At 71.2% G+C, this 19,407-nt stretch carries 18 protein-coding genes; 12 read left to right on the top strand and 6 right to left on the bottom strand.

Features of this window, described 5'->3' with window-relative positions; translation table 11 throughout:
* Positions 1–126: 126 nt before the first annotated feature.
* Together HUT19_RS37110 and HUT19_RS37105 are read right to left on the bottom strand one after the other, a co-directional pair.
* Positions 127–1,410, bottom strand: coding sequence for an APC family permease (locus HUT19_RS37110; protein WP_176185072.1), 1,284 nt, complete (start codon positions 1,408–1,410; stop codon positions 127–129).
* A gap of 2 nt (positions 1,411–1,412) precedes the next feature.
* Positions 1,413–2,882, bottom strand: a complete 1,470-nt coding sequence (locus HUT19_RS37105; protein WP_176185070.1) for a cytochrome P450 — start codon at positions 2,880–2,882, stop codon at positions 1,413–1,415.
* A 120-nt stretch (positions 2,883–3,002) separates the two neighbouring features.
* Here HUT19_RS37105 and HUT19_RS37100 point away from each other — a divergent pair, with 120 nt between their 5' ends.
* From HUT19_RS37100 to HUT19_RS37090, 3 genes are all read left to right on the top strand, one after another.
* Positions 3,003–3,617 carry a TetR/AcrR family transcriptional regulator gene (locus HUT19_RS37100; RefSeq protein ID WP_176185068.1) on the top strand — a complete coding sequence of 205 codons (615 nt, stop codon included), beginning with the start codon at positions 3,003–3,005 and terminating at the stop codon, positions 3,615–3,617.
* Between the two features lie 144 nt (positions 3,618–3,761).
* Positions 3,762–4,208, top strand: coding sequence for a nitroreductase family deazaflavin-dependent oxidoreductase (locus HUT19_RS37095; RefSeq protein WP_176185066.1), 447 nt, complete (start codon positions 3,762–3,764; stop codon positions 4,206–4,208).
* Between the two features lie 260 nt (positions 4,209–4,468).
* On the top strand, positions 4,469–6,292 hold the full coding sequence (locus tag HUT19_RS37090; protein ID WP_176185064.1) for a coagulation factor 5/8 type domain-containing protein: 1,824 nt from the start codon (positions 4,469–4,471) through the stop codon (positions 6,290–6,292).
* Between the two features lie 46 nt (positions 6,293–6,338).
* On the opposite strand, the gene HUT19_RS37085 is transcribed toward HUT19_RS37090, so the two are convergent.
* Entirely contained in the window at positions 6,339–7,334 is a 996-nt protein-coding gene (locus HUT19_RS37085) for an ornithine cyclodeaminase family protein (RefSeq protein WP_176185062.1), read from the bottom strand.
* A 139-nt stretch (positions 7,335–7,473) separates the two neighbouring features.
* Between HUT19_RS37085 and HUT19_RS37080 the strand changes: the two genes are divergently transcribed.
* The 8 genes from HUT19_RS37080 to HUT19_RS37045 all read left to right on the top strand — a co-directional run bounded on the left by HUT19_RS37080 (position 7,474) and on the right by HUT19_RS37045 (position 16,161).
* Positions 7,474–7,629: a hypothetical protein gene (locus HUT19_RS37080; protein WP_176185060.1), complete on the top strand. Its 156-nt coding sequence runs from the start codon at positions 7,474–7,476 to the stop codon at positions 7,627–7,629.
* 140 nt (positions 7,630–7,769) lie between these two features.
* Complete coding sequence (gene htpG, locus HUT19_RS37075; RefSeq protein WP_303332330.1) at positions 7,770–9,731, top strand: molecular chaperone HtpG; 1,962 nt, start codon at positions 7,770–7,772, stop codon at positions 9,729–9,731.
* A gap of 225 nt (positions 9,732–9,956) precedes the next feature.
* Positions 9,957–11,423: an extracellular solute-binding protein gene (locus tag HUT19_RS37070; RefSeq protein WP_176185056.1), complete on the top strand. Its 1,467-nt coding sequence runs from the start codon at positions 9,957–9,959 to the stop codon at positions 11,421–11,423.
* Positions 11,416–12,357: a carbohydrate ABC transporter permease gene (locus HUT19_RS37065; protein WP_217712326.1), complete on the top strand. Its 942-nt coding sequence runs from the start codon at positions 11,416–11,418 to the stop codon at positions 12,355–12,357. The genes HUT19_RS37070 and HUT19_RS37065 overlap by 8 nt, the downstream gene beginning before the upstream one ends.
* Positions 12,354–13,217 carry a carbohydrate ABC transporter permease gene (locus HUT19_RS37060; protein ID WP_176185054.1) on the top strand — a complete coding sequence of 288 codons (864 nt, stop codon included), beginning with the start codon at positions 12,354–12,356 and terminating at the stop codon, positions 13,215–13,217. The genes HUT19_RS37065 and HUT19_RS37060 overlap by 4 nt, the downstream gene beginning before the upstream one ends.
* On the top strand, positions 13,214–14,269 hold the full coding sequence (locus HUT19_RS37055) for an NAD(P)-dependent alcohol dehydrogenase (RefSeq protein WP_176185052.1): 1,056 nt from the start codon (positions 13,214–13,216) through the stop codon (positions 14,267–14,269). The genes HUT19_RS37060 and HUT19_RS37055 overlap by 4 nt, the downstream gene beginning before the upstream one ends.
* A 47-nt stretch (positions 14,270–14,316) precedes the next feature.
* Positions 14,317–15,423 carry a hypothetical protein gene (locus HUT19_RS37050; RefSeq protein ID WP_176185050.1) on the top strand — a complete coding sequence of 369 codons (1,107 nt, stop codon included), beginning with the start codon at positions 14,317–14,319 and terminating at the stop codon, positions 15,421–15,423.
* A 552-nt stretch (positions 15,424–15,975) separates the two neighbouring features.
* Entirely contained in the window at positions 15,976–16,161 is a 186-nt protein-coding gene (locus tag HUT19_RS37045; protein ID WP_176185048.1) for a DUF1737 domain-containing protein, read from the top strand.
* A gap of 190 nt (positions 16,162–16,351) precedes the next feature.
* Here the strand turns inward: HUT19_RS37045 and HUT19_RS37040 are convergent, their stop codons facing one another.
* On the bottom strand, positions 16,352–17,005 hold the full coding sequence (locus HUT19_RS37040; RefSeq protein WP_176185046.1) for a TetR/AcrR family transcriptional regulator: 654 nt from the start codon (positions 17,003–17,005) through the stop codon (positions 16,352–16,354).
* Positions 17,006–17,082: 77 nt separating this feature from the next.
* Between HUT19_RS37040 and HUT19_RS37035 the strand changes: the two genes are divergently transcribed.
* Positions 17,083–18,039 carry a threonine/serine dehydratase gene (locus HUT19_RS37035; protein ID WP_176185044.1) on the top strand — a complete coding sequence of 319 codons (957 nt, stop codon included), beginning with the start codon at positions 17,083–17,085 and terminating at the stop codon, positions 18,037–18,039.
* A gap of 65 nt (positions 18,040–18,104) precedes the next feature.
* Here HUT19_RS37035 and HUT19_RS37030 read toward each other — a convergent pair whose 3' ends face one another.
* Together HUT19_RS37030 and HUT19_RS37025 are read right to left on the bottom strand one after the other, a co-directional pair.
* The gene (locus HUT19_RS37030; protein WP_176185042.1) at positions 18,105–18,587 is read right to left on the bottom strand and encodes a VOC family protein; all 483 of its coding nucleotides are present in this window, start codon (positions 18,585–18,587) and stop codon (positions 18,105–18,107) included.
* Between the two features lie 57 nt (positions 18,588–18,644).
* Entirely contained in the window at positions 18,645–19,376 is a 732-nt protein-coding gene (locus HUT19_RS37025; RefSeq protein WP_176185040.1) for a MerR family transcriptional regulator, read from the bottom strand.
* Positions 19,377–19,407: the final 31 nt, after the last annotated feature.

The raw sequence follows: 19,407 nt of genomic DNA, 5'->3' as shown, positions 1-19,407 counted from the left end.
GTCGGAGTCGCCCACGTACGCCCGGTACGAGGGCTCCTCCGCCTTGCGATACACGGCGCCAGACGCCGCGGGCTGATCCTCGAGGATCCACCGGACAGGACCTGCCCCCGCCCGACCCCAGCCCGCTCACGACGCCGGTCCCCTCCGCAGCCCGTACAGACAGGCTCCGAGGGCCAGTACCGCGACCCCCGGGAGCACCGAGGTCAGTGGCAGGGCGCAGGCCAGGACCGCACACCCGGCCAGGCCCAGCACCGGTACCGCGCGTACCGGACGCCCCTCGGCCGGGGTGAGGGTCCAGGCGGCGGCGTTGGCGACGGCGTAGTAGACCAGCACGCCGAACGACGAGAACCCGATCGCCCCGCGCAGGTCCACCGTGGCCGCCAGAACCGCCACCACGGCTCCGACGGCCACCACCGCGCGGTGCGGCACCGCGAACCGCGGATGGACCGCGGCCAGCGGTGGCGGCAGCCGCCGGTCGCGTGCCATCGCCAGGGTGGTCCGGGAGACCCCCAGGATCAGCGCCAGCAGTGAGCCGAGCGCACCCACCGCGGCGCCCACGCGGACCAACGGCACCAGCCCCGGCAGCCCGGCGGCGCGGACGGTGTCGGCCAGCGGAGCCGTGGCCGCGCCCAGCACATCTGCGCCCAGCACGCTCAGGCCCGCGACCGCGACCGCCGCGTAGACGGCCAGGGTGATGCCCAGCGCCAGCGGTACGGCACGCGGGATGGTGCGCGCCGGATCGCGCACCTCCTCGCCGAGGGTGGCGATCCGGGCGTATCCGGCGAAGGCGAAGAACAGCAGCCCCGCGGCGCGCAGCACCCCGCCGACGGTGGTGTCCCCGCCCGGGTCCAGCCGGGCGGCGTCGGCCGCGCCGGAGGTGAGCGAGCCGACCACCACGGCGGCCAGCACCATCAGCACCACGGCCACGACGGCCCGCGTCAGCCAGGCGGCCTTGCGGACACCGAGGTAGTCGACGGCGGTCAGCGCCACCACGGCCGCCACCGCCACCGCCCGCGCGTGCTCCTCCCAGACGTAGGCACCGACGGTCAGCGCCATCGCCGCGCAGGACGCGGTCTTGCCGACCACGAACGCCCATCCGGCCAGATGGCCCCAGAACTCCCCCAGCCGCTCCCGGCCGTACACGTAGGTTCCGCCCGACGCGGGATAGCGGGCGGCCAGCCGCGCGGAGGAGGTGGCGTTGCAGTACGCCACCACCGCGGCCACCGCCAGTCCGATCAGCAGGCCGGATCCGGCGGCGCGCGCCGCCGGGGCGAGGGCGGCGAAGATCCCGGCGCCGAGCATCGCGCCCAGGCCCACCACCACCGCGTCGAACACCCCGAGCCGGCGCCGCAGCCGCGACGGCGGACCGGGGGAGCCGGACACGTTCGACGCGGTCGGCGGCTGGCTCATGGCTACTCCCGGGCGGCGTGGCTCCTGCGGCTGAGTCGCAGCGTAAGACCCTCCGGCATCAGCGTCAGTCGCTCGGCGACCCGGAGCCGGTAGCCGGGGTCGGGGTGCAGATCGTAGCGGCGCACCAGCAGCCCCAGCACCAGGACGGCCTCGTGGAGGGCGAACTGGCGGCCGATACAGGCGCGGGCGCCGGTGCCGAACGGCTTGAACACCTGGGCGGGCCGGGCCCGCACGGCCTTCGGCGCGAAGCGGTCCGGGTCGAACGCCTCGGGGTCCGGCCCCCACGCCGCGGGGTCCCGGTGCAGCATCGCGGTCAGCACCAGCGCCCAGGCGCCGCGCCGCATGGGGTGGATCCCGCCGAGCAGGGTGTCGTGGAGCGCCTCGCGGGAGTAGGCGGGGGCGGTGGGCCACAGCCGGAGCGATTCGTCCAGGACCCGGCGCAGATAGCGGACCTTGGCCACCTGCTCGTACGCGGGCTCCTCGGCGTCGCCCCACACCTGGTCCACCTCCCGCTGGGCGCGGGCCAGGACATCGGGGTGGCGGGCGAGGTAGTGCAGGGCGAAGGACAGCGCGCCGGAGGTGGTCTCATGGCCCGCGACCAGGAAGGTGATGACCTGGCGGCGGATGTTCTCGGCGGACAGCCGCTCGCCCGTCTCCGGGTGGGCGACCTCCAGCATCCGGTCCAGCAGGTCGGTGTGTCCGGCCGCGCCGCCGTCGGCGCGGCGGGCGGCGACGATCGTGTCCACGGTCCGGTTGAGGAACGCCATGTCGGCCGCGTTGCGCCGCTCCGCACGCCGCATCAGGGGTGCCACCCCGGGCGGCAGGACATTGCGGCGCTGGGCGTGGGAGAGCGTGCCGACCATCGCGGAGACGAAGGGGTGCGGCCGGTCGCGCTCGAAGGAGCCGAAGTCGTGGCCGAAGCCGGTCCTGGCGATGGTCTCGAGCGTCAGCTTCGTCATGTCGCCGGGCACGTCCACCGCGGCGCCCGCCTTCTCCTGGCCGTCCCAGGTGTCCGTCAGCCGGGCGGCGACGTCCAGCATCGCCCGGTGGTAGCCCGCCATGGCGGCGCGGCTGAACCCGGGGGCCAGGATGTCGTGTGCCAGCTGCCAGTTGGGCTCGTGGTTGTAGGCGGTGAACAGCCCGTCGCCCACCACGGGGCGGAGGTTGGCGACCCCGAGGCCGACGTGTTTGGCGAACCGGGACTCGTCGGCCAGGTCGGCGGCCAGGTCCGCGCCCCAGACGAAGACGACCTCCCGGCCGAACGCCTTCCGGCGGAAGACCGGGCCGAGGCGGCGCGCCACCCGCATCGAGTCCTGGAGGGGCGTGCGCGGGCTCGCCCCGAGGACGTCGCCCAGCAGTGGCAGCCGGCGCGGCGGATGCGGGATGCGGTGGAGCTCGGGCCAGCCCAGCTCCGCACCGCGGAATCCGCTGGGCATCGTGGCACCGTCCGCCGCCCGCGCCGTCTGCGCCATGTGTGCCATCCCCCTCGTGTGCGGCGGCCCGTGGGGAGGATCCCCCGCTTGTTATACGTGGATTCAATAGCGCGTTCAGTGTGGTCCCGCTGTTGAACCGACGTCAAGTAGGGTGCTGCCATGGCCGTCGACCCATGCGGGCGCATCCGTCGCCGGATGAGCTCCGAGGAGCGCAGGGAGCAGTTGCTGTCCGTGGGGGCGCGGCTGTTCGCGCAGCACCCCTACGACGATGTGTGGGTCGAGCAGGTGGCGGAGATCGCGGGGGTCTCCCGGGGGCTGCTGTACCACTACTTCCCGACCAAGCGGGAGTTCTTCGCGGCGGTGGTCCGCCGGGAGAGCGAGCGGATGCTCACGCTGACGGAGGCCGTGCCCGGGCTGCCGTTCCAGGAGCAGATCGACGCAGGACTCGACACCTTCCTCGCCCATGTCGAGCAGCACGCCTCGGGTTTCCGCGCCTTCCACCGCGCGGAGGCGGCGGGGGATCCGACCGTGCGCGCCGTGCACAGGGAGTATCTGGCCGGGGTGGAGGAGCAGATCCTCCAGGCGCTCGCCGCGGACCCCTCGGTGGCGGATCCGCCCCGGGACCCCGGCGCGCTCCGGCTCGCCGTACGCGGCTGGCTGGCCTTCATGGTCGCCGTCTGTATGGAGTGGCTGGACGAGCCCGGCCCGTCCCGGGAGCAGGTGCGCGAGCTGTGCGCACGGGCGCTGATGGGGGCGCTGGCCCCCGCCCCGTGAGCCGCCCGGGTGGGCGCGCACGGCCGGTCGGTGCGCTCCGGGATGATCGGGCGGCCGGTCGGTGTTACGGCAGTGGCACCACCGGTGCGATGCACCGGACCCATGTCGTCGACGACCGGCGACCGACCGACGAGGAGGCCGTTCATGCCGCTGGAGGGCGAGTACCAGCCGAGCCCGGAGAAGTGGGTACGTGACCAGGTCGAGCTGATCGAGAGCTCCGGGGGCGCCAAGGGCATGACGATCCGGGGCATGCCCGTCGTGCTGCTGACGACGCGGGGCGCGAAGAGCGGCAAGATCCGCAAGACCCCGCTGATGCGGGTGGAGCACGACGGCCGCTATGCCATCGTCGCTTCCCTGGGCGGCGCGCCCAAGCACCCCCTCTGGTACCACAACGTGGTGGCCGACCCCCGGGTGGAACTGCGGGACGGCTCGCTGCGCCAGGACATGACGGCGCGCGAGGTCACGGGGGACGAGAAGGCGCTGTGGTGGGAACGCGCGGTCCAGGCGTACCCCGACTACGCCGACTACCAGCGGAAGACGGACCGGCAGATCCCCCTCTTCGTGCTGGAGCCCTCGGCCGCGCCGCACTGACACCCGCACGACCGCACCACGCACGACCGCACCCGCGCGACCCGACCGCCGGTGGCCCTCAGGGCCCCGGCGGTTTTTTTGGTCTCTCCTTTCACCATCTTCTGAATGCGAATCGTGATGACGGCACGCCAACTACCAGGCAGAACATGCAAGTTCTTGGCACACCTCTTGACGGGTGATGCACATCACTGAAGCATTCAACAACGAGAGAGCGCTCCCACGCTCCTCAATCGTTCACTTCCTGTACAAGGAGAGCCGCCATGTCCACACCCCCCACCGACGGTCCGGCCCATCGCAGACCCGCACTCCCCCGCCGCACGGTGCTCACCACGATGGCCGGTGCGGCGGCCGCCGCACCGGCCCTGCTCGCACTCCCCTCCTCCGCCGCCGCGGCCCCCGCATCCGCCCCGGGACGGCGCGGTCGCAGGCACGCGGCCCTGCCCGGCGGCGGCGACCTCGGCCCCAACGTGCTGGTCTTCGACCCCGCCACACCCGGTATCCAGACCACCCTGGACCGGGTGTTCAAGGAGCAGGAGTCCGCCCAGTTCGGCAACGGCCGCTACGCCCTGCTGTTCAAGCCCGGCACGTACCACGGGCTCAACGCCCAGCTCGGCTTCTACACCTCCATCGCGGGCCTCGGCCTCTCCCCCGACGACACCACCATCAACGGCGATGTCACCGTCGACGCGGGCTGGTTCGGCGGAAACGCCACCCAGAACTTCTGGCGCTCGGCGGAGAACCTCGCCCTGGTACCCGTGAACGGCACCAACCGCTGGGCGGTGGCGCAGGCGGCGCCGTTCCGGCGGATGCACGTCCGCGGCGGGCTCAACCTGGCACCCGACGGCTACGGCTGGGCCAGCGGCGGTTACATCGCCGACAGCCGGATCGACGGCACGGTGAGCCCCTACTCGCAGCAGCAGTGGTACACCCGCGACAGTTCGGTGGGCGGCTGGCGCAACGCCGTGTGGAACATGGTGTTCTCCGGTGTCGAGGGCGCGCCCGCGCAGACATTCCCCGACCCTCCGTACACCACCCTCCAGACCACCCCGGTCTCCCGCGAGAAGCCCTTCCTCTATCTCGACGGCGCCGAGTACCGGGTGTTCCTGCCGGAGAAGCGCGTGAACGCACGCGGCACCACCTGGGGCAGCGGCACCCCCCGCGGCACCTCGCTGCCCCTCACCCACTTCTACGTGGCCCGGCCCGGTGTCACCGCGGACACCCTCAACGCCGCGCTCGCCCAGGGGCTCCATCTGCTGCTCACCCCGGGGATCTACCACCTCGACCGGCCGGTGGAGGTGGGCCGGGCCAATACCGTCGTCCTCGGCCTCGGCTACGCCACGCTGGTGCCGGACAACGGGGTGACGGCGCTGAAGGTGGCCGATGTCGACGGGGTGCGGCTCGCCGGTTTCCTCATCGACGCGGGACCGGTCAACTCCCCCACCCTGCTGGAGGTCGGCCCGTCGGGCGCCTCCGCGGACCACTCCGCCAACCCCATCACCGTCCAGGACGTGTTCATCCGCATCGGCGGTGCGGGCCCGGGCCGCGCCACCACCAGCATGGTGATCAACAGCCGTCACACCATCGTCGACCACACCTGGGTGTGGCGCGCGGACCACGGCGCCGGGGCGGGCTGGGAGACCAACCGAGCCGACTACGGCGTCCGCGTCAACGGCAACGGCGTCCTGGCCACCGGGCTGTTCGTCGAGCACTTCAACAAGTACGACGTCCAGTGGTACGGACAGCGCGGCCGCACCATCTTCTTCCAGAACGAGAAGGCGTACGACGCCCCCAACCAGGCCGCGATCCAGAACGGGAACACCAAGGGGTACGCCGCCTACAAGGTGGCCGACTCGGTGACCTCGCACGAGGCCTGGGGCCTGGGCAGCTACTGCTACTACAACGTGGATCCCAGCATCCGCCAGGACCACGGCTTCGCCGCCCCGGAGCGGGCCGGGGTGACCTTCCACCATCTGCTGGTCATCTCGCTCGGCGGCAAGGGCCAGTACGAGCACGTCATCAACACCACCGGAGCCGCCACCTCCGGCTCCTCCACGGTGCCGTCGACTCTGGTGTCCTACCCCTGAGAACGGGCGTCCCGCTGAGAAGGGGCGCCCCTCCTGAGAACGGGCGTCAGAGCGAGACCTTCCGTCCCACTCCGCGCTCCCGTGCGGCGGCCAGCACCAGCGCGGCCGCGGCGGCGTCCTGCACGGCCACACCCACGGACTTGTAGAGGGTGATCTGTGCGTCGTTCCCGCGGCCGGCCGCCGTTCCCGCCACCAACTCGCCCAGTTCGGCCCGGACATGGCCGGGTGTGATCAGACCGCTGTCGATCGGATCGGCGAGGTCACGGTTGGGGGGAACGGCGGACAGCGCCGCCGAACGCGACTCCACGAACAGCAGCGCGTCGGTGACGGTGGCGTCGTCGAGCTCCCGCCCCCGCGGGTTGTAGCCGACCGAGGTGATGTGCGTGCCCGGTGCGATCCAGGGGCGGCGGACGACCGGTTCATCGGCGTAGGTGGCCGCGCAGACGACATCGGCGCCCTCCACCGCCTCCTGGTACGACGCCGTGGCACGCACCGCCGTCCCGGTCGTCGCCGGCTCCCGCGCGATCTCCTGTGCGAACGCCGACGACCTGGTGTGGTCCCGGCCCGCGACGCGTATCTCGCGGATCGGCCGCACCCGGACGGCGGCGAGCGCATGGGCCCGCGCCTGCGGCCCGGTGCCCAGGACGGCCAGCACGGAGGCGTCCTCGCGGGCCAGCAGCCGGGTGGAGAGCGCGGAGCAGGCGCCGGTACGGGCCGCGGTGATCCAGGTGGCGTCCATCAGCGCCGCCGGGGCTCCGGTGTCGGGGTCGAACACCAGCATCACGCCCTGCCGCACCGGGTCCGGGCCGCCCGCGTTGCCGGGGAACACCGACACCAGCTTGCTGATCAGCGCCCGGGTCGAGGGCACGTAGGCGGGCATGTCCACCAGCATCGTCGCCGGATGTCCGGGGAGGGCCGCCCCGGTGCGGGCGGGGACCACCGCGCGCCCGGCGCTGAGATCGGCCATGGCCGCGGCGAGCGCGTCGATCAGCGCATCGGTGTCCAGCAGGTCGGCGACGTCGTCCTGTCCGAGGATCAGCATGGGCGCAGCGTAACGACGCGCGCGCGGTGGTGGGGCACACCGTGAGGGCCGCCACAGTGATCAGTGCGCATGCGGTGGTGTCCGCCGGGTAGCGGAAGCCGAGCAGAGTCAGATCCTGATCAAGAAAGACATACCAACCATGACAACCGCGAACACATCCGGCCTCCTGCCTATTTACGACAGCATGGTGGCCGAGCACGGGGATGTGCCCACCCAGACCCGCGAGGCCGCGGAGGAGATCCAGCGGGAGGCAGCGGAGGTTCTGGACTGGAACCGGTTCCGCCCCGGCGATTGACGCCGAGCCTCGCTCCCGGGTGCGGGGCGGTGGTACCGCCACCCCCACCCGATCCCGGCATTACCGGCGCCCTTCTTGGATAAGATCGCAACGACGCACCCTACTTGATGTCGTCGACGCTTATTTCACGAGGGGAATCAGTGACTACAGGGATCGAAACCTTCGAGTTTCAGGTCGAGGCGCGCCAGCTGCTCCAGTTGATGATCCATTCGATTTACTCGAACAAGGACGTCTTTCTGCGTGAGCTCATCTCCAACGCCTCCGACGCGTTGGACAAGTTGCGGCTGGAATCGCTGCGCGACGGAAACCTGGAGGCGGACACCTCTGATCTCCACATCGCCATCGAGGTCGACAAGGAGCAGCGCACCCTGACCGTGCGCGACAACGGCATCGGCATGTCGCATGAGGAGGTGGTGCAGCTGATCGGCACCATCGCCAACTCCGGTACCGCGAAATTCCTCCAGGAATTGAAGGAGTCGAAGGACGCGGCGGCCTCGCAGGACCTCATCGGCCAGTTCGGTGTCGGCTTCTACTCCAGCTTCATGGTGGCCGACGGGGTCACCCTGCTGACCCGGCGGGCCGGAGAGAGCCAGGGCACCCGCTGGGAGTCCAGCGGCGAGGGCACGTACACCATCGCGCCGGCCGACGACGCCCCGCAGGGCACCGCGGTCACCCTGCGGCTGAAGCCGGAGGACACCGAGGACGCGCTCTACGACTACGCCTCCCCGTGGAAGATCCGGGAGATCGTCAAGCGGTACTCGGACTTCATCACCTGGCCGATCCGGATGGCGGTCGAGGCAGCGCCGAAGGCCGCGGTGGAGGACACGGACAACGGGGAGTCCGCTGACGACGCCGCCGGGGACGCCGCCCCGGAGGTCGAGACGGTCAACTCGATGAAGGCGCTGTGGGCGCGTTCGAAGGACGAGGTGACCGACGACGAGTACCACGAGTTCTACAAGCACATCAGCCACGACTGGAACAACCCGCTCGAGACCATCCGCATGCAGGCGGAGGGCACGTTCGAATACCAGTCGCTGCTGTTCATCCCGTCCCACGCACCGCAGGACCTGTATATGCGGGACCGCAAGCGGGGGGTTCAGCTCTATGTGAAGCGCGTCTTCATCATGGACGACTGCGAAGCGCTCATGCCGGAGTACCTGCGCTTCGTCAAGGGTGTGGTCGACGCGGCGGACCTGTCGCTGAACGTGTCGCGCGAGGCCCTTCAGCAGGACCGGCAGATTCAGCTGATGCGACGGCGCCTGGTCAAGAAGGTGCTGTCGACGGTGAAGGACCTGATGGCCGATGCCCCGGAGCGCTACACGACCTTCTGGAAGGAATTCGGCGGCGTCCTCAAGGAGGGTCTGCTCGGCGACTTCGAGAACCGCGAGACGATCCTCGATCTCTGCTCGTTCGCCACGACCCGGGACGCGGAGGAGCCGACCACGCTGCGGCAGTACGTGGAGCGGATGAAGGAGGGGCAGGAGCACATCTACTTCATGACGGGCGAGTCGCGCTCGATCGTGGAGAGCTCGCCCCATATGGAGGCGTTCCGGGACAAGGGGTTCGAGGTGCTCGTCCTCACCGACCCCATCGACGAGCTGTGGGTGGACGCCGTCCCCGAGTTCGACGGCAAGCCGCTGCGGTCCATCGCCAAGGGCCAGGTCGACCTGGACACCGACGGCGAGAAGGACGAGGAGGCGGAGGCCGAGCGGGAGCGACAGAAGCAGGACTTCGCCGATCTGCTCTCCTGGATGACCGCGACGCTGAGCGACAGCGTCAAGGAGGTGCGGCTCTCCTCACGGCTCACCACCTCTCCGGCGTGCATCGTGGGTGACACCCATGACGTCACCCCGGCGCTCCAGAACATCTACAAGGCGATGGGGCAGGAGCTGCCCGAGGTCAAGCGGATCCTTGAGCTGAACCCGACACATCCGCTGGTGAGCGGGTTGCGCACGGCCCATGGCGAGCGCAAGGACGACGCCGGGCTGGCCGAGACGGCGGAGCTGCTCCACGGGATGGCGCTGCTGGCCGAGGGCGGGGAGCTGACCGACCCCGCGCGCTTCATCAAGCTGGTGGCCGGGCGACTGGAGAAGACGCTGTAAGCTCACAGAACCGAACATCACGGATATAACGCGAGGGGCGGGCCGCCATGGACCGCCCCTCGCGGGCGTACGCGGACCGCCGCGGCCATCCCCACCCACACAGGATCGCGAGAAAATATCTCGCACAATGTGTTAACTTCTACTAGATCTTCTGCTAAGAATGGCGTCCGTCAGAGTTCGCGCCGGCCCACTCCCCGGGCCTGCCCACTCCAAGGGACGTACGACATGGGTTCTCCCCCACCCTCCTCCGCACCGCGGCCCTCGCCGCCGCTCAGCCGCCGCTCCGTGCTGCGTGGCGCCGCGGCGGGAGGGGCCATGGGGCTGCTGGCCGGCTGCGGCGGCCGGTCCGACGCCGCCTTCCACCCCGACGCCGGGCCCTGGCGTCGGTACGCCGGGACCACCGTGAACTTCATCTCCGAGAACACCGCGCCCACCGCCGCGATCGCCGCCGATCTCAGGCCGTTCACCGAGCTCACCGGCATCCGCGTCAACATCGTCACTCTCGAGCTGTCCGCGCTCGCGCAGAAGGTCGCCCTGGACCTCGCCTCGGGCAACGGTGAGTACGACGTGGTGTACGCGGATCCGTACCAGGTGCTGGCTCCCTACGCACCGGCCTTCGCCGACCTCAGGGAGTTCACGGAGGACCCCGGCCTGCCCCGGCTGCCCGGCGGTCTCGACGACTTCATCGGCACCCACCTGGACGCGGCGGGCCGCTTCGGCGGCGACGGCAAGGTCCTGGCGCTGCCCTATGACTGCCCGACCATGGTCTGGCAGTACCGCGCCGATCTCTTCAAGCGGTACCGCGACCGGATGGCGGACGACCTCGGCTTCGATCCGATGCCCTCCGACAACACCACGTGGGAGCAGTACTACGCCATCGCCCGGTGGTTCAACGACGAGACCGACGAGGTGCGCTACGGCACCGGCCACCAGGCCAAGCAGCACGACGCGCTGATGTGCGACTTCTCCAACCTCCTCTGGTCCTACGGCGGTGACTACTTCGACGGCGGACGCCGTGTCGGCCGTATCGGCACCCTCGACCCCGGACCGTGCCGGCTGGACTCGGACGCCGCGATCGCGGGCGCAGAGTTCTACCAGCGGCTGCTGAAGATCGCCGACCCCGGCTCGCGCACCTGGGACTGGGACGGCCTCGGCGCCGCCTTCCGCGCCGGACGCATCGCCATGTGCCCCAACTGGCACGAGTACGCGGCGTCCAACAAGGCCGCCATGCCCGGCAAGGTCGGCTACGCCCGGCTGCTGAAGGGCCCGGTCCGCTCGGCCGGGATGTACGGCGGCACCGGGATCGCCGTGTCCAAGGTGATCCCCGAACGGCGCCGCCGGGCGGCCTGGCTCTTCGTCAACTGGGCCACCACGCCGAAGACCCAACTGGCCAACCTGGCCAGCAAGGTCGGCGGCGGCACCCCCACCCGTACCTCGGTCTACGCGATGCCACGCGTCACCGCTGCCCAGCACCGGCCCTCGAAGATGGCCAACATGCTCTCCGCGGACGCGGTCAAGAAGACCTGGCGGTCCGACACCATCGGCCTGCGGCCGAAGATCCCCATGTGGGCTGAATGCGACACCGCCGTCTACACCCAGCTGTCCGGCATGCTCGCGGGCGACGCCTCGCCGGAGTCCGCCATGCGGGCCGCCACCAGCCGAATCGACCGTATCGTCGCCCGGGGTGGGTGAACTGACCATGGGTTCCCTGACGACCGGCCCGCACCGGGCCGAGCGCTCCTCCGGCCGCCGTATCCGGCTGCCCCTCCCCGGCTTCGCCGGGCGCATGATGGCCCCCGGGCTGCTGGTACTCGCCGGTGTCTCCCTGCTGCCGTTCGCGGCGGTGGTGGTCATGAGCTTCTCGCGGGTGCATCTGCTCGGCGGGCTGCGGCTGGAGGGCGCCGGAGCGGACAACTGGACACGGCTGTTCACCGACCCCGACATGGCGTGGGCCTGGGCCCGGACCGCCGGGTACTTCGTGCTCACGGTGGGCGGGGAGATGGTGCTCGGCACCGTCCTGGCCATCTGTCTGTGGCGGCTGCGGCACGGCCGCAACACCGCGCTGAGCCTGCTGCTGCTCCCGATGTTCGTGGCGCCCGTCATCGTCGGACTGCTGGGCCGCTTCCTCACCGACTCCACCTTCGGGCTCTACTCCTGGGTGCTGGGCCAACTCGGCTACCACGGCGATCTGATGGGCGACAAGACGACCGCGTTCGTCTCGGTGACCCTGATGGACGTCTGGGAGTGGACACCGCTGGTCACGCTGATCGCACTGGCCGGGCTGACCTCCGTGCCCTCCAGCGTCCTGGAGGCGGCGTCGCTCGACGGCGCCGGACTGCTGCGGACACTGCGCCACATCGTGCTGCCCGCCATCGCCCCCGTGCTGCTGGTGGCGCTGCTGATCCGGTCGATGGACGCGCTGCGGTACTTCGACATCATCTGGAACACCACGGGTGGCGGGCCCGCCGACGCCACCAAGACGGCGTCCGTCAAGCTCTACGAAACCGCCTTCCGCTTCTTCGACTTCGGCTACGCCGCCGTGACCGGACTGCTGATGCTCGCCGTCACCACCGTCGTGGCCCGCTACTTCGTTCGTCTCCTCGACCGGAAGGGACTGGCCCGATGACCGCCTCCACCACCGGTGCCGCGCCACTGGAGCGCGGCAGCCGCGGCTCACGCGTCGTGGTCCGTGTGCTTGTCGCGACCGCGCTGATATGGACGGTGGTCCCGCTCGGCTGGATGCTGCTGTCGTCCTTCAAGTCCACGGCCGAGGTCACCGCGGCCACCCCCGATGTGTGGTTCGGCCCCACCCTGGACAACTACCGCAACCTCTTCGGCGGCGGCAACAACCTGTGGCCGCATCTGCGCAACAGCGTGGTCGCCGCGGGCTGTTCGGCCCTGCTGGCCACCGCCCTCGGGGCGCTGGCCGGATACGGTCTGGCCCGGACCAAGTGGCGGGGCAAGCACCACCTGTCGTTCTGGATCATCTCCACCCGGATGGCGCCGATCGCCGCCGTGGTCCTGCCGATCTTCCTGATCTTCCGGGTGCTGGGGCTGATCGACACCCTGCCCGGTCTGGTGCTGGCCTACCTCAGCTTCAATCTGCCGTTCGCGATCTGGCTGCTGAACGCCTTCTTCGCGCAACTCCCCCCGGCGCTGGAGGAGTCGGCCCAGGTGGCCGGGTGCACCCCGTGGCAGGCGTTCCGCCATGTGATCCTGCCGCTGACCCGCCCAGGGCTGGTCACCACCTTCGTCCTGTGCCTGGTCTTCTCATGGAACGACTACGCCTTCGCCCTGGTCCTCAGTGGACCGCGTACCCAGACCCTGCCCATCGCCGCCAGTCAGCTGGTCACCCAGACCGGTATCGACTGGGGCCAGCTGACCGCCATCGGCACCGTCGTGGTGGTCCCGATGATGCTCGTCGGCCTTGCCGTACGCCGGTGGCTGGTCACCGGCCTGACCATGGGAGCCGTGACCGGAGAATGACCGCCGACGCCCTGCCCTCCGACATCCCCGACACCATGCGCGCCGCGGTGCTCCACGCCCCCGGACAACTGGAGATCCGGCGGCGCCCGGTGCCCCGCCCCCGCCCCGGCCAGGTCCTGGTCCGCATCGAAGCGGTCGGCATCTGCGGCTCGGATGTGCACTACTACGAACACGGCAGGATCGGCGACTTCGTCGTCCGCGCCCCCATGGTGCTGGGCCATGAACCCAGCGGCACCGTGGTCGCCCTCGGCCCCGGGGCGAGGCGCCACACACCGGGACAACTGGTGTCCCTGGAACCGGGCGTACCGTGCGGACGGTGCGCCCAGTGCCGCCACGGCCGCTACAACCTCTGCCCCGAGGTGTCCTTCTACGCCACTCCGCCGGTGGACGGCGCGCTGTGCGAATACGTCGCCGTCGACGAGGACTTCGCCCATCCGGTGCCCGACACCCTTACGCCCGACGCGGCCGCCCTGCTGGAGCCGCTGTCGGTCGGCGTGTGGGCGTGCCGCAAGGGGCGTGTCACCGCCGGTTCCCGGGTACTGGTCACCGGTGCCGGGCCGATCGGTCTGATCGCCGCCCAGACGGCGCGGGCGTTCGGCGCCGCCGAGGTCGTGGTCACCGATGTGGAACCCCATCGCCTCGCCGCCGCACGGGAATTGGGCGCCACCGGCGCCGTCGATGTGCGCACCACCCCGCTCGCCGACACCGGTTTCACCCCCGATGTGCTGGTGGAGTGTTCCGGGGTACCGGCGGTGGCCGACGAGGCCATCCGCACCGTCGGCCGGGCCGGGCGCGCGGTGCTGGTCGGCATGGGCGGGGACTCGGTCCCACTGCCTCTGGCGCATGTGCAGAACTTCGAGATCGAGGTCACCGGCACGTTCCGGTACGCCAACACCTGGCCGACCGCGATCGCGCTGGCGGCTTCCGGTGAAGTGCGACTCGACCCTCTGGCCACCCATCACTACGACCTGGAGGAGGCCGAGCGGGCGCTGACGGTGGGCGCCCAGGACCCGACGGCACTCAAGGCCGTGGTGCGGCCGCGGCCCAGCTGAGGACACCACCACCCCGCGGTCCGGGCCCGGCTGCTAGTCTCCGGCGGATGCGTCGCAAGGTGGCCCGGACAGCGGGTGTGATGGCACTGGTTCTGGCCATGGCCGCGGGGTGGCTGTTCCTGAGCGGCACCTACGGCCGCTGGCAGGACGACCGTGCCCTGGACGCGGCGTGCGGCGGGGCGGTGGACCCGGGTGAGGCGAAGTCGCTGCTGGGCGCGGACCGGTTGAAGACCGCGACCCGGTACGGCCGCCACGGCACGGACAACTCCTCCGGGGCCCCGGTGATCTGCTGGCTGGACGTCGGCGACGGCTACCGCAAGCGCGCCGTCGTGCGGATGGAGTGGCGCTCCCAGGCGTGGTCCCCGCACACCGAGGCCAAGCGGGACCAGAACAACTATCTGGCACTCGTCTCCACCCCGATCGGCCACGGCTGGTCGGGGATGATGAACCACTGGCTGGACGGCGACCGGGACGAGGGCACCGCCACCGTCGTCATGGACTGCCGCAACACCTCGGGGCCGCGCAAGGGCGACAGCCTCACCACCTCGGTCGTCAGCTGGACCGACCGCTCCTACGAAACGGCCGCCCACCGCATCCATCTCGCCCGGCTCACCACCGGTATCGCCGGGCGCGCGGCCCGCGCCTGGGGCTGTGACGCCCTGCCCGGCGGCGAGGTGACGGCGGTGGAGCCGATGGTCTCGCTGGATCCGGTGCGACCGGAGCGGACCGCGCCGCTGGCGGCGGCGAAGGGCACCTGTGCGGGGATACCCGCCACCTCCTCCCTCCCGCGGAGTCTGGGCACCTCGGTGGCCCGTGCCCCGATCGAGGACTGCTTCCTGCTGCCGGAGACGTCCGGGAAGAAGGCGGCGAAACCGGTCTACCGGCTGTCCGCGTTCTACGGCACCTTCGCCGACGACCAGCGCAGACTGACGTCGTCCAAGAAGGGCTACACCTCCGACGGGCCCCTGCTGACCAGCTTCGCCGACTGGGCCCAGGCCCGCTGCCCCGGCACCCCGGCCACGGCGGTCTACGCCATCAGCAAGATGCCCACCCGCACGGCGGGCCGGCCGCACACGTACACCCGCAAGGCGCTCAAGGCGTTCGCGGAGCGGTCGGCGAAGCGGCACGGCTGTACGGACGTCCGGGTCCACTGAGCGCTCCGCGGGAAGGGCTTCGTTCCGTCGACCGAGCCACGGGGAGCCTGGCAGAGGCTCAGAGAGCCTCTGCACGACGCCACAACCCCAGACAGGGAAGCTCGGGAAGGCTGACAGAGGGACAGGGCGGGGGTCTTGTGGACTCGGTGTGAATTCCACCCCGTTCTCGTCACCGCACGGCACGGAGCCCACATCCCCCGCCGTCGGGCCGGGGCGTCGAGGTCATCGCCGCGCGCGTCTCCCGCGCATCCTCGGACTCGTGCGTGTGCAACCACGTCACACTGCCCCCGCGCTTCCGCCCGAGGAAGGTCTGATCCCTCGGCCGTACGCCGCTCCGCGGATGACGCCGTTCACGCGCACGGCGTACCGTGGTCTCGCCCCTACCCGATCTGCGTGGGCTGCGCGGCCCCCGGCGCGCCACCATGTGCGCCCGCCGAAGGCGAGGCGCTGACCGGTGACCGAAGTGCGCTCGCCTGACTCTTGCGCCGCCGCTGACACTGGCTGCTGGACATGCTGGCGCGTTGGGCGGGCGGGTCTGGGATCCTTCTTCCCATGAGCACACCACCAGACGGATTGCCCGCCTACCGAGTCTTGACCGGCCCGGACGACGCCGGGTTCTGCCAACGTGTGAGCGAAGCGATTGGCCTTGGCTACGAACTGCACGAAGGCCCCGCCATCACCTTCAACGGTGAGAACGTCATCGTCGCCCAGGCGCTGGTCTGGCCGACACAGACGTAGTGGCCCAGAACTCAGCCGGCCCGGCCGCGGCTCCGAGCGGACGCCGGGCCGACGCATACCCGGAGGTGCCCCAGGTGCGGGGGCAACGGCGTCATCCCATAGGTCATCAGCAACCCCGGCCGCGCGTCGCACTGGTGGCGTGCGGCCGGGCGTGGACGCTCAGGCCCTGTTCCGCGGGGGCCGTCCGGGGTCACAGGTGTTCGGCCACCGCGGCGTCGATCAGCTGGCGCAGCCCGTCCGCGTAGATCCGGTGGTCGGTCATCGCCGGGAGGACGGCGGCCAGATGGCCGGTCAGCACCGGGAAGTCCTCGGGGTCCAGCGCGGCGAGCGCGGCGCGGGCGGTGGCCACCGCCCGCTTCGTGTCGCGGTGGTCCACGAAGGCGACGGCGCCGAGGGTGAACAGATACATCCGCCGGTAGGTCTCGATCGCGGCCTTCGGTGTCATCCCGGCGGCGAGGCTGTGGGCGAGCTGGGGTTCGACCAGCCGGCCAAGCATCCGCGGGCCGAACCAGGCGTGGCCCGCGCGCAGCGCCGCCAGCCCCGGATGTGCGGTCAGCACCTCGTAGAGCGCGTGGAACCGGATCTCGGTGGCGGTGGCCCAGCCGGTGTCCGCGGCCACCTCGGGCAGCTCGGCGGCGAGGCGGTCCGCGCAGGCTGCCAGTAGTCCGTCCAGATCGCCGCAGCGCCGGAAGACGGTGGCGTGGGAGACGCCGAGGCGCTGGGCCACGGCGCGGAAGCTCAGGGCCTCGGGCCCGTCCTCGTCGATGACCGCCAGGGCCGTGTCGGCGATGGCATCCAGCGTCGGCCGACCGGATTCCGGGGTCTTCCCTCGCGCGCTCCTCACGGGGACAGCGTAGCGAATGGTCGGTACACCGGAACGTACACTGGTCGATACAGTGTTTCAGACCAGGAGGTGTCCCCGTGACCGTGACCTATCAGGACGTACGGGCGGCGGCGCGGCGGGTGGCGGGGCAGGTCCGTCCCGTCGCCCTCGCCCCGGTGGACGAAGGGGCCCTCGGCACGGCCCGGGGGTGGCTGGCGCTGGAGTTCCTCCAGCACACCGGCTCCTTCAAGGCTCGTGGCGCGTTCACCTTCCTCCGCGGCCACGCCGAGGCGGGCAGCCTGCCGGAGGCGGGTGTGGTGATCGCCTCGGGCGGGAACGCCGGTCTGGCGTGCGCCTGGGCGGCCGCGCGCCACTCCGTGCCCGCCGCGGTGTTCGTGCCCGAGACCGCGCCCGAGGTCAAGGTGGCGAAGCTGCGCGGACTGGGCGCGGAGGTCCATCAGGTGGGCACCGCGTACGCGGACGCGCTGGACGCCTCGCGGAAGTACGCCGCCGAGACCGGAGCGCTCCCGTCGCACGCCTACGACCATCCGCTGATCGCCGCCGGAGCGGGCACCCTCATGGAGGAGATCCACCAGCTGCTGCCGGAGCTGGACACCGTGGTGGTGTCGGCCGGCGGCGGCGGTCTGTTCACCGGGGTCGCGGTGTCCGCGCTGGAGCACGGGGTGGGGGTGGTCGCGGTGGAGCCGGAGCGCTGCCGGGCGCTGAACGCGGCGCTGGAGGCCGGTGAGGTGGTCGACGTGCCCGTCGACTCGGTCGCGGCGGACTCCCTGGGGGCGCCCCGGGCGTCGGCGATGGCACTGGAGTGGGCGCGCAAGGACGGGGTGCGGTCCGTGCTGGTGCCCGATGCGGCGATCGTCACGGCGCGGCAGGCCCTGTGGGACGACCGCGGGCTCGCGGTGGAGCACGCCGCGGCCACCGCGCTCGCGGCCATCACCTCCGGTGCGTACACCCCCCGCGCCGGGGAGCGGATCGCCGTGGTGCTGTGCGGTGCCAACACCGACCCGGGCGATCTGGTGCGCGGTGCCACCCGCTGACGGCACCCGGCTCCGCGCCGGTGCCTTCCGGACCGGTGCGGAGCCGATCAGGGTGCGCCTTCCGGCTACTCGCCCGCGTGTGCCTTCTTCAGCGCTGCGATGTCCAGCTTCTTCATCGAGAGCATGGCCTCGGTGGCGCGCTTGGCCTTCTGCGGATCCTCATCGGTGACGAGGTCCATCAGGACGGACGGCACGACCTGCCACGACACCCCGAACTTGTCCCTGAGCCAGCCGCAGGCGACCTCCTCGCCGCCGCCCTCGGTGAGCTTGGTCCAGTAGTGGTCCACCTCCTCCTGGTCGGCGCAGTGGATCTGGAAGGACACGGCCTCGTTGAAGGTGAACTCAGGGCCACCGTTGAGCGCGACGAACTTCTGGCCGTTGGCCTCGAAGTCGACGGTCAGCACCGAACCGGCGGGACCGGGCCCGGCCTCGGTGTACCGGCTGACGCGTCCGATGCGGGAGTTCTTGAAGATCGAGACGTAGAACTGGGCCGCCTCTTCGGCCCGGCCGTCGAACCACAGGCACGTGGTGAATCCGTCAGTGGCCATCGGAGCCTCCTGCTCGTGGGAGTGTTTACCTGTACCGACCGCCACCTCCGGACAAACTCATCGGTCCTCCGGCATCTGATGTCCCGTGATGTAGTCATGCAGCCGTCCGGAGCCCTCGAGCATGGCCGTGGCGCGCCGGGTCAGCTCCTCCTGGCGCTGGGCGATGGCGGCGCGCAGCGCCTCGCTGCCGCCGGTCCGGCGCAGTCCGTCGAGGACGGGACGGATCTGGGGCAGGGGGTAGCGGCCCTGCCGGAGCAGGCTGACCATCCGCGCGTCCCGTACGTCGACCGAGTTGTAGCGGCGGTACCCGGTGATCGGCTCACGCTGCGGGGTCAGCAGTCCGAAGGACTCCCACACCCGCAGGGCCGAGGTACGGACGCCGAGCCGGGCGGCGACCTCCCCGATGCGCAGACCCGAGCGGGGTACCGAGGTGGCGTCCGGGGACTGCTCGGCGATCGTCTCCAGCGCCTCGCCCGCGGCTTGGAGGGAGAGCCGCTGTTCGTGCAGGGCGGCGTGGGCGGCGTTGACGAGGGTGAGGGCCAGCGGCAGGTCGTCGTCGTGGACGGCGCGCATCACCGCGCGGGCGGTGTCCGCCCCGTACCCCTTCAGCAGCGCCCGGTGGGTGAGCAGCGCCCGGCGGTGCCGGGTGTCGAGCCTGCGGTAGCCGGAAGGGGTGCGCTCGGCCGGGGGCAGGATGCGCGCGTCGACGTAGTTGCGGATCTGCTGGGTGGAGACACCCACCAGGCGCGCCAGATCGATCGGGCGCAGTGCGGTGTGCTGGGTGCTCATGGGCACGGCCCTCCCGGCGGGGCTTGCTGTC

The sequence above is a fragment of the Streptomyces sp. NA02950 genome (assembly GCF_013364155.1).
Lineage (GTDB): Bacteria > Actinomycetota > Actinomycetes > Streptomycetales > Streptomycetaceae > Streptomyces.
Note: the sequence above shows the minus strand (reverse complement) of the source record. Positions and strands in the feature narration are given on the sequence as shown.

What these genes read in the sequence shown, in the direction of transcription:
- HUT19_RS37110 (WP_176185072.1), bottom strand. Translation starts at nt 1,410, where the DNA reads ATGAGCCAGCCGCCGACCGCGTCGAACGTGTCCGGCTCCCCCGGTCCG.
- HUT19_RS37105 (WP_176185070.1), bottom strand. Translation starts at nt 2,882, where the DNA reads ATGGCGCAGACGGCGCGGGCGGCGGACGGTGCCACGATGCCCAGCGGA.
- HUT19_RS37100 (WP_176185068.1), top strand. Translation starts at nt 3,003, where the DNA reads ATGGCCGTCGACCCATGCGGGCGCATCCGTCGCCGGATGAGCTCCGAG.
- HUT19_RS37095 (WP_176185066.1), top strand. Translation starts at nt 3,762, where the DNA reads ATGCCGCTGGAGGGCGAGTACCAGCCGAGCCCGGAGAAGTGGGTACGT.
- HUT19_RS37090 (WP_176185064.1), top strand. Translation starts at nt 4,469, where the DNA reads ATGTCCACACCCCCCACCGACGGTCCGGCCCATCGCAGACCCGCACTC.
- HUT19_RS37085 (WP_176185062.1), bottom strand. Translation starts at nt 7,334, where the DNA reads ATGCTGATCCTCGGACAGGACGACGTCGCCGACCTGCTGGACACCGAT.
- HUT19_RS37080 (WP_176185060.1), top strand. Translation starts at nt 7,474, where the DNA reads ATGACAACCGCGAACACATCCGGCCTCCTGCCTATTTACGACAGCATG.
- HUT19_RS37070 (WP_176185056.1), top strand. Translation starts at nt 9,957, where the DNA reads ATGGGTTCTCCCCCACCCTCCTCCGCACCGCGGCCCTCGCCGCCGCTC.
- HUT19_RS37060 (WP_176185054.1), top strand. Translation starts at nt 12,354, where the DNA reads ATGACCGCCTCCACCACCGGTGCCGCGCCACTGGAGCGCGGCAGCCGC.
- HUT19_RS37055 (WP_176185052.1), top strand. Translation starts at nt 13,214, where the DNA reads ATGACCGCCGACGCCCTGCCCTCCGACATCCCCGACACCATGCGCGCC.
- HUT19_RS37050 (WP_176185050.1), top strand. Translation starts at nt 14,317, where the DNA reads ATGCGTCGCAAGGTGGCCCGGACAGCGGGTGTGATGGCACTGGTTCTG.
- HUT19_RS37045 (WP_176185048.1), top strand. Translation starts at nt 15,976, where the DNA reads ATGAGCACACCACCAGACGGATTGCCCGCCTACCGAGTCTTGACCGGC.
- HUT19_RS37030 (WP_176185042.1), bottom strand. Translation starts at nt 18,587, where the DNA reads ATGGCCACTGACGGATTCACCACGTGCCTGTGGTTCGACGGCCGGGCC.
- HUT19_RS37025 (WP_176185040.1), bottom strand. Translation starts at nt 19,376, where the DNA reads ATGAGCACCCAGCACACCGCACTGCGCCCGATCGATCTGGCGCGCCTG.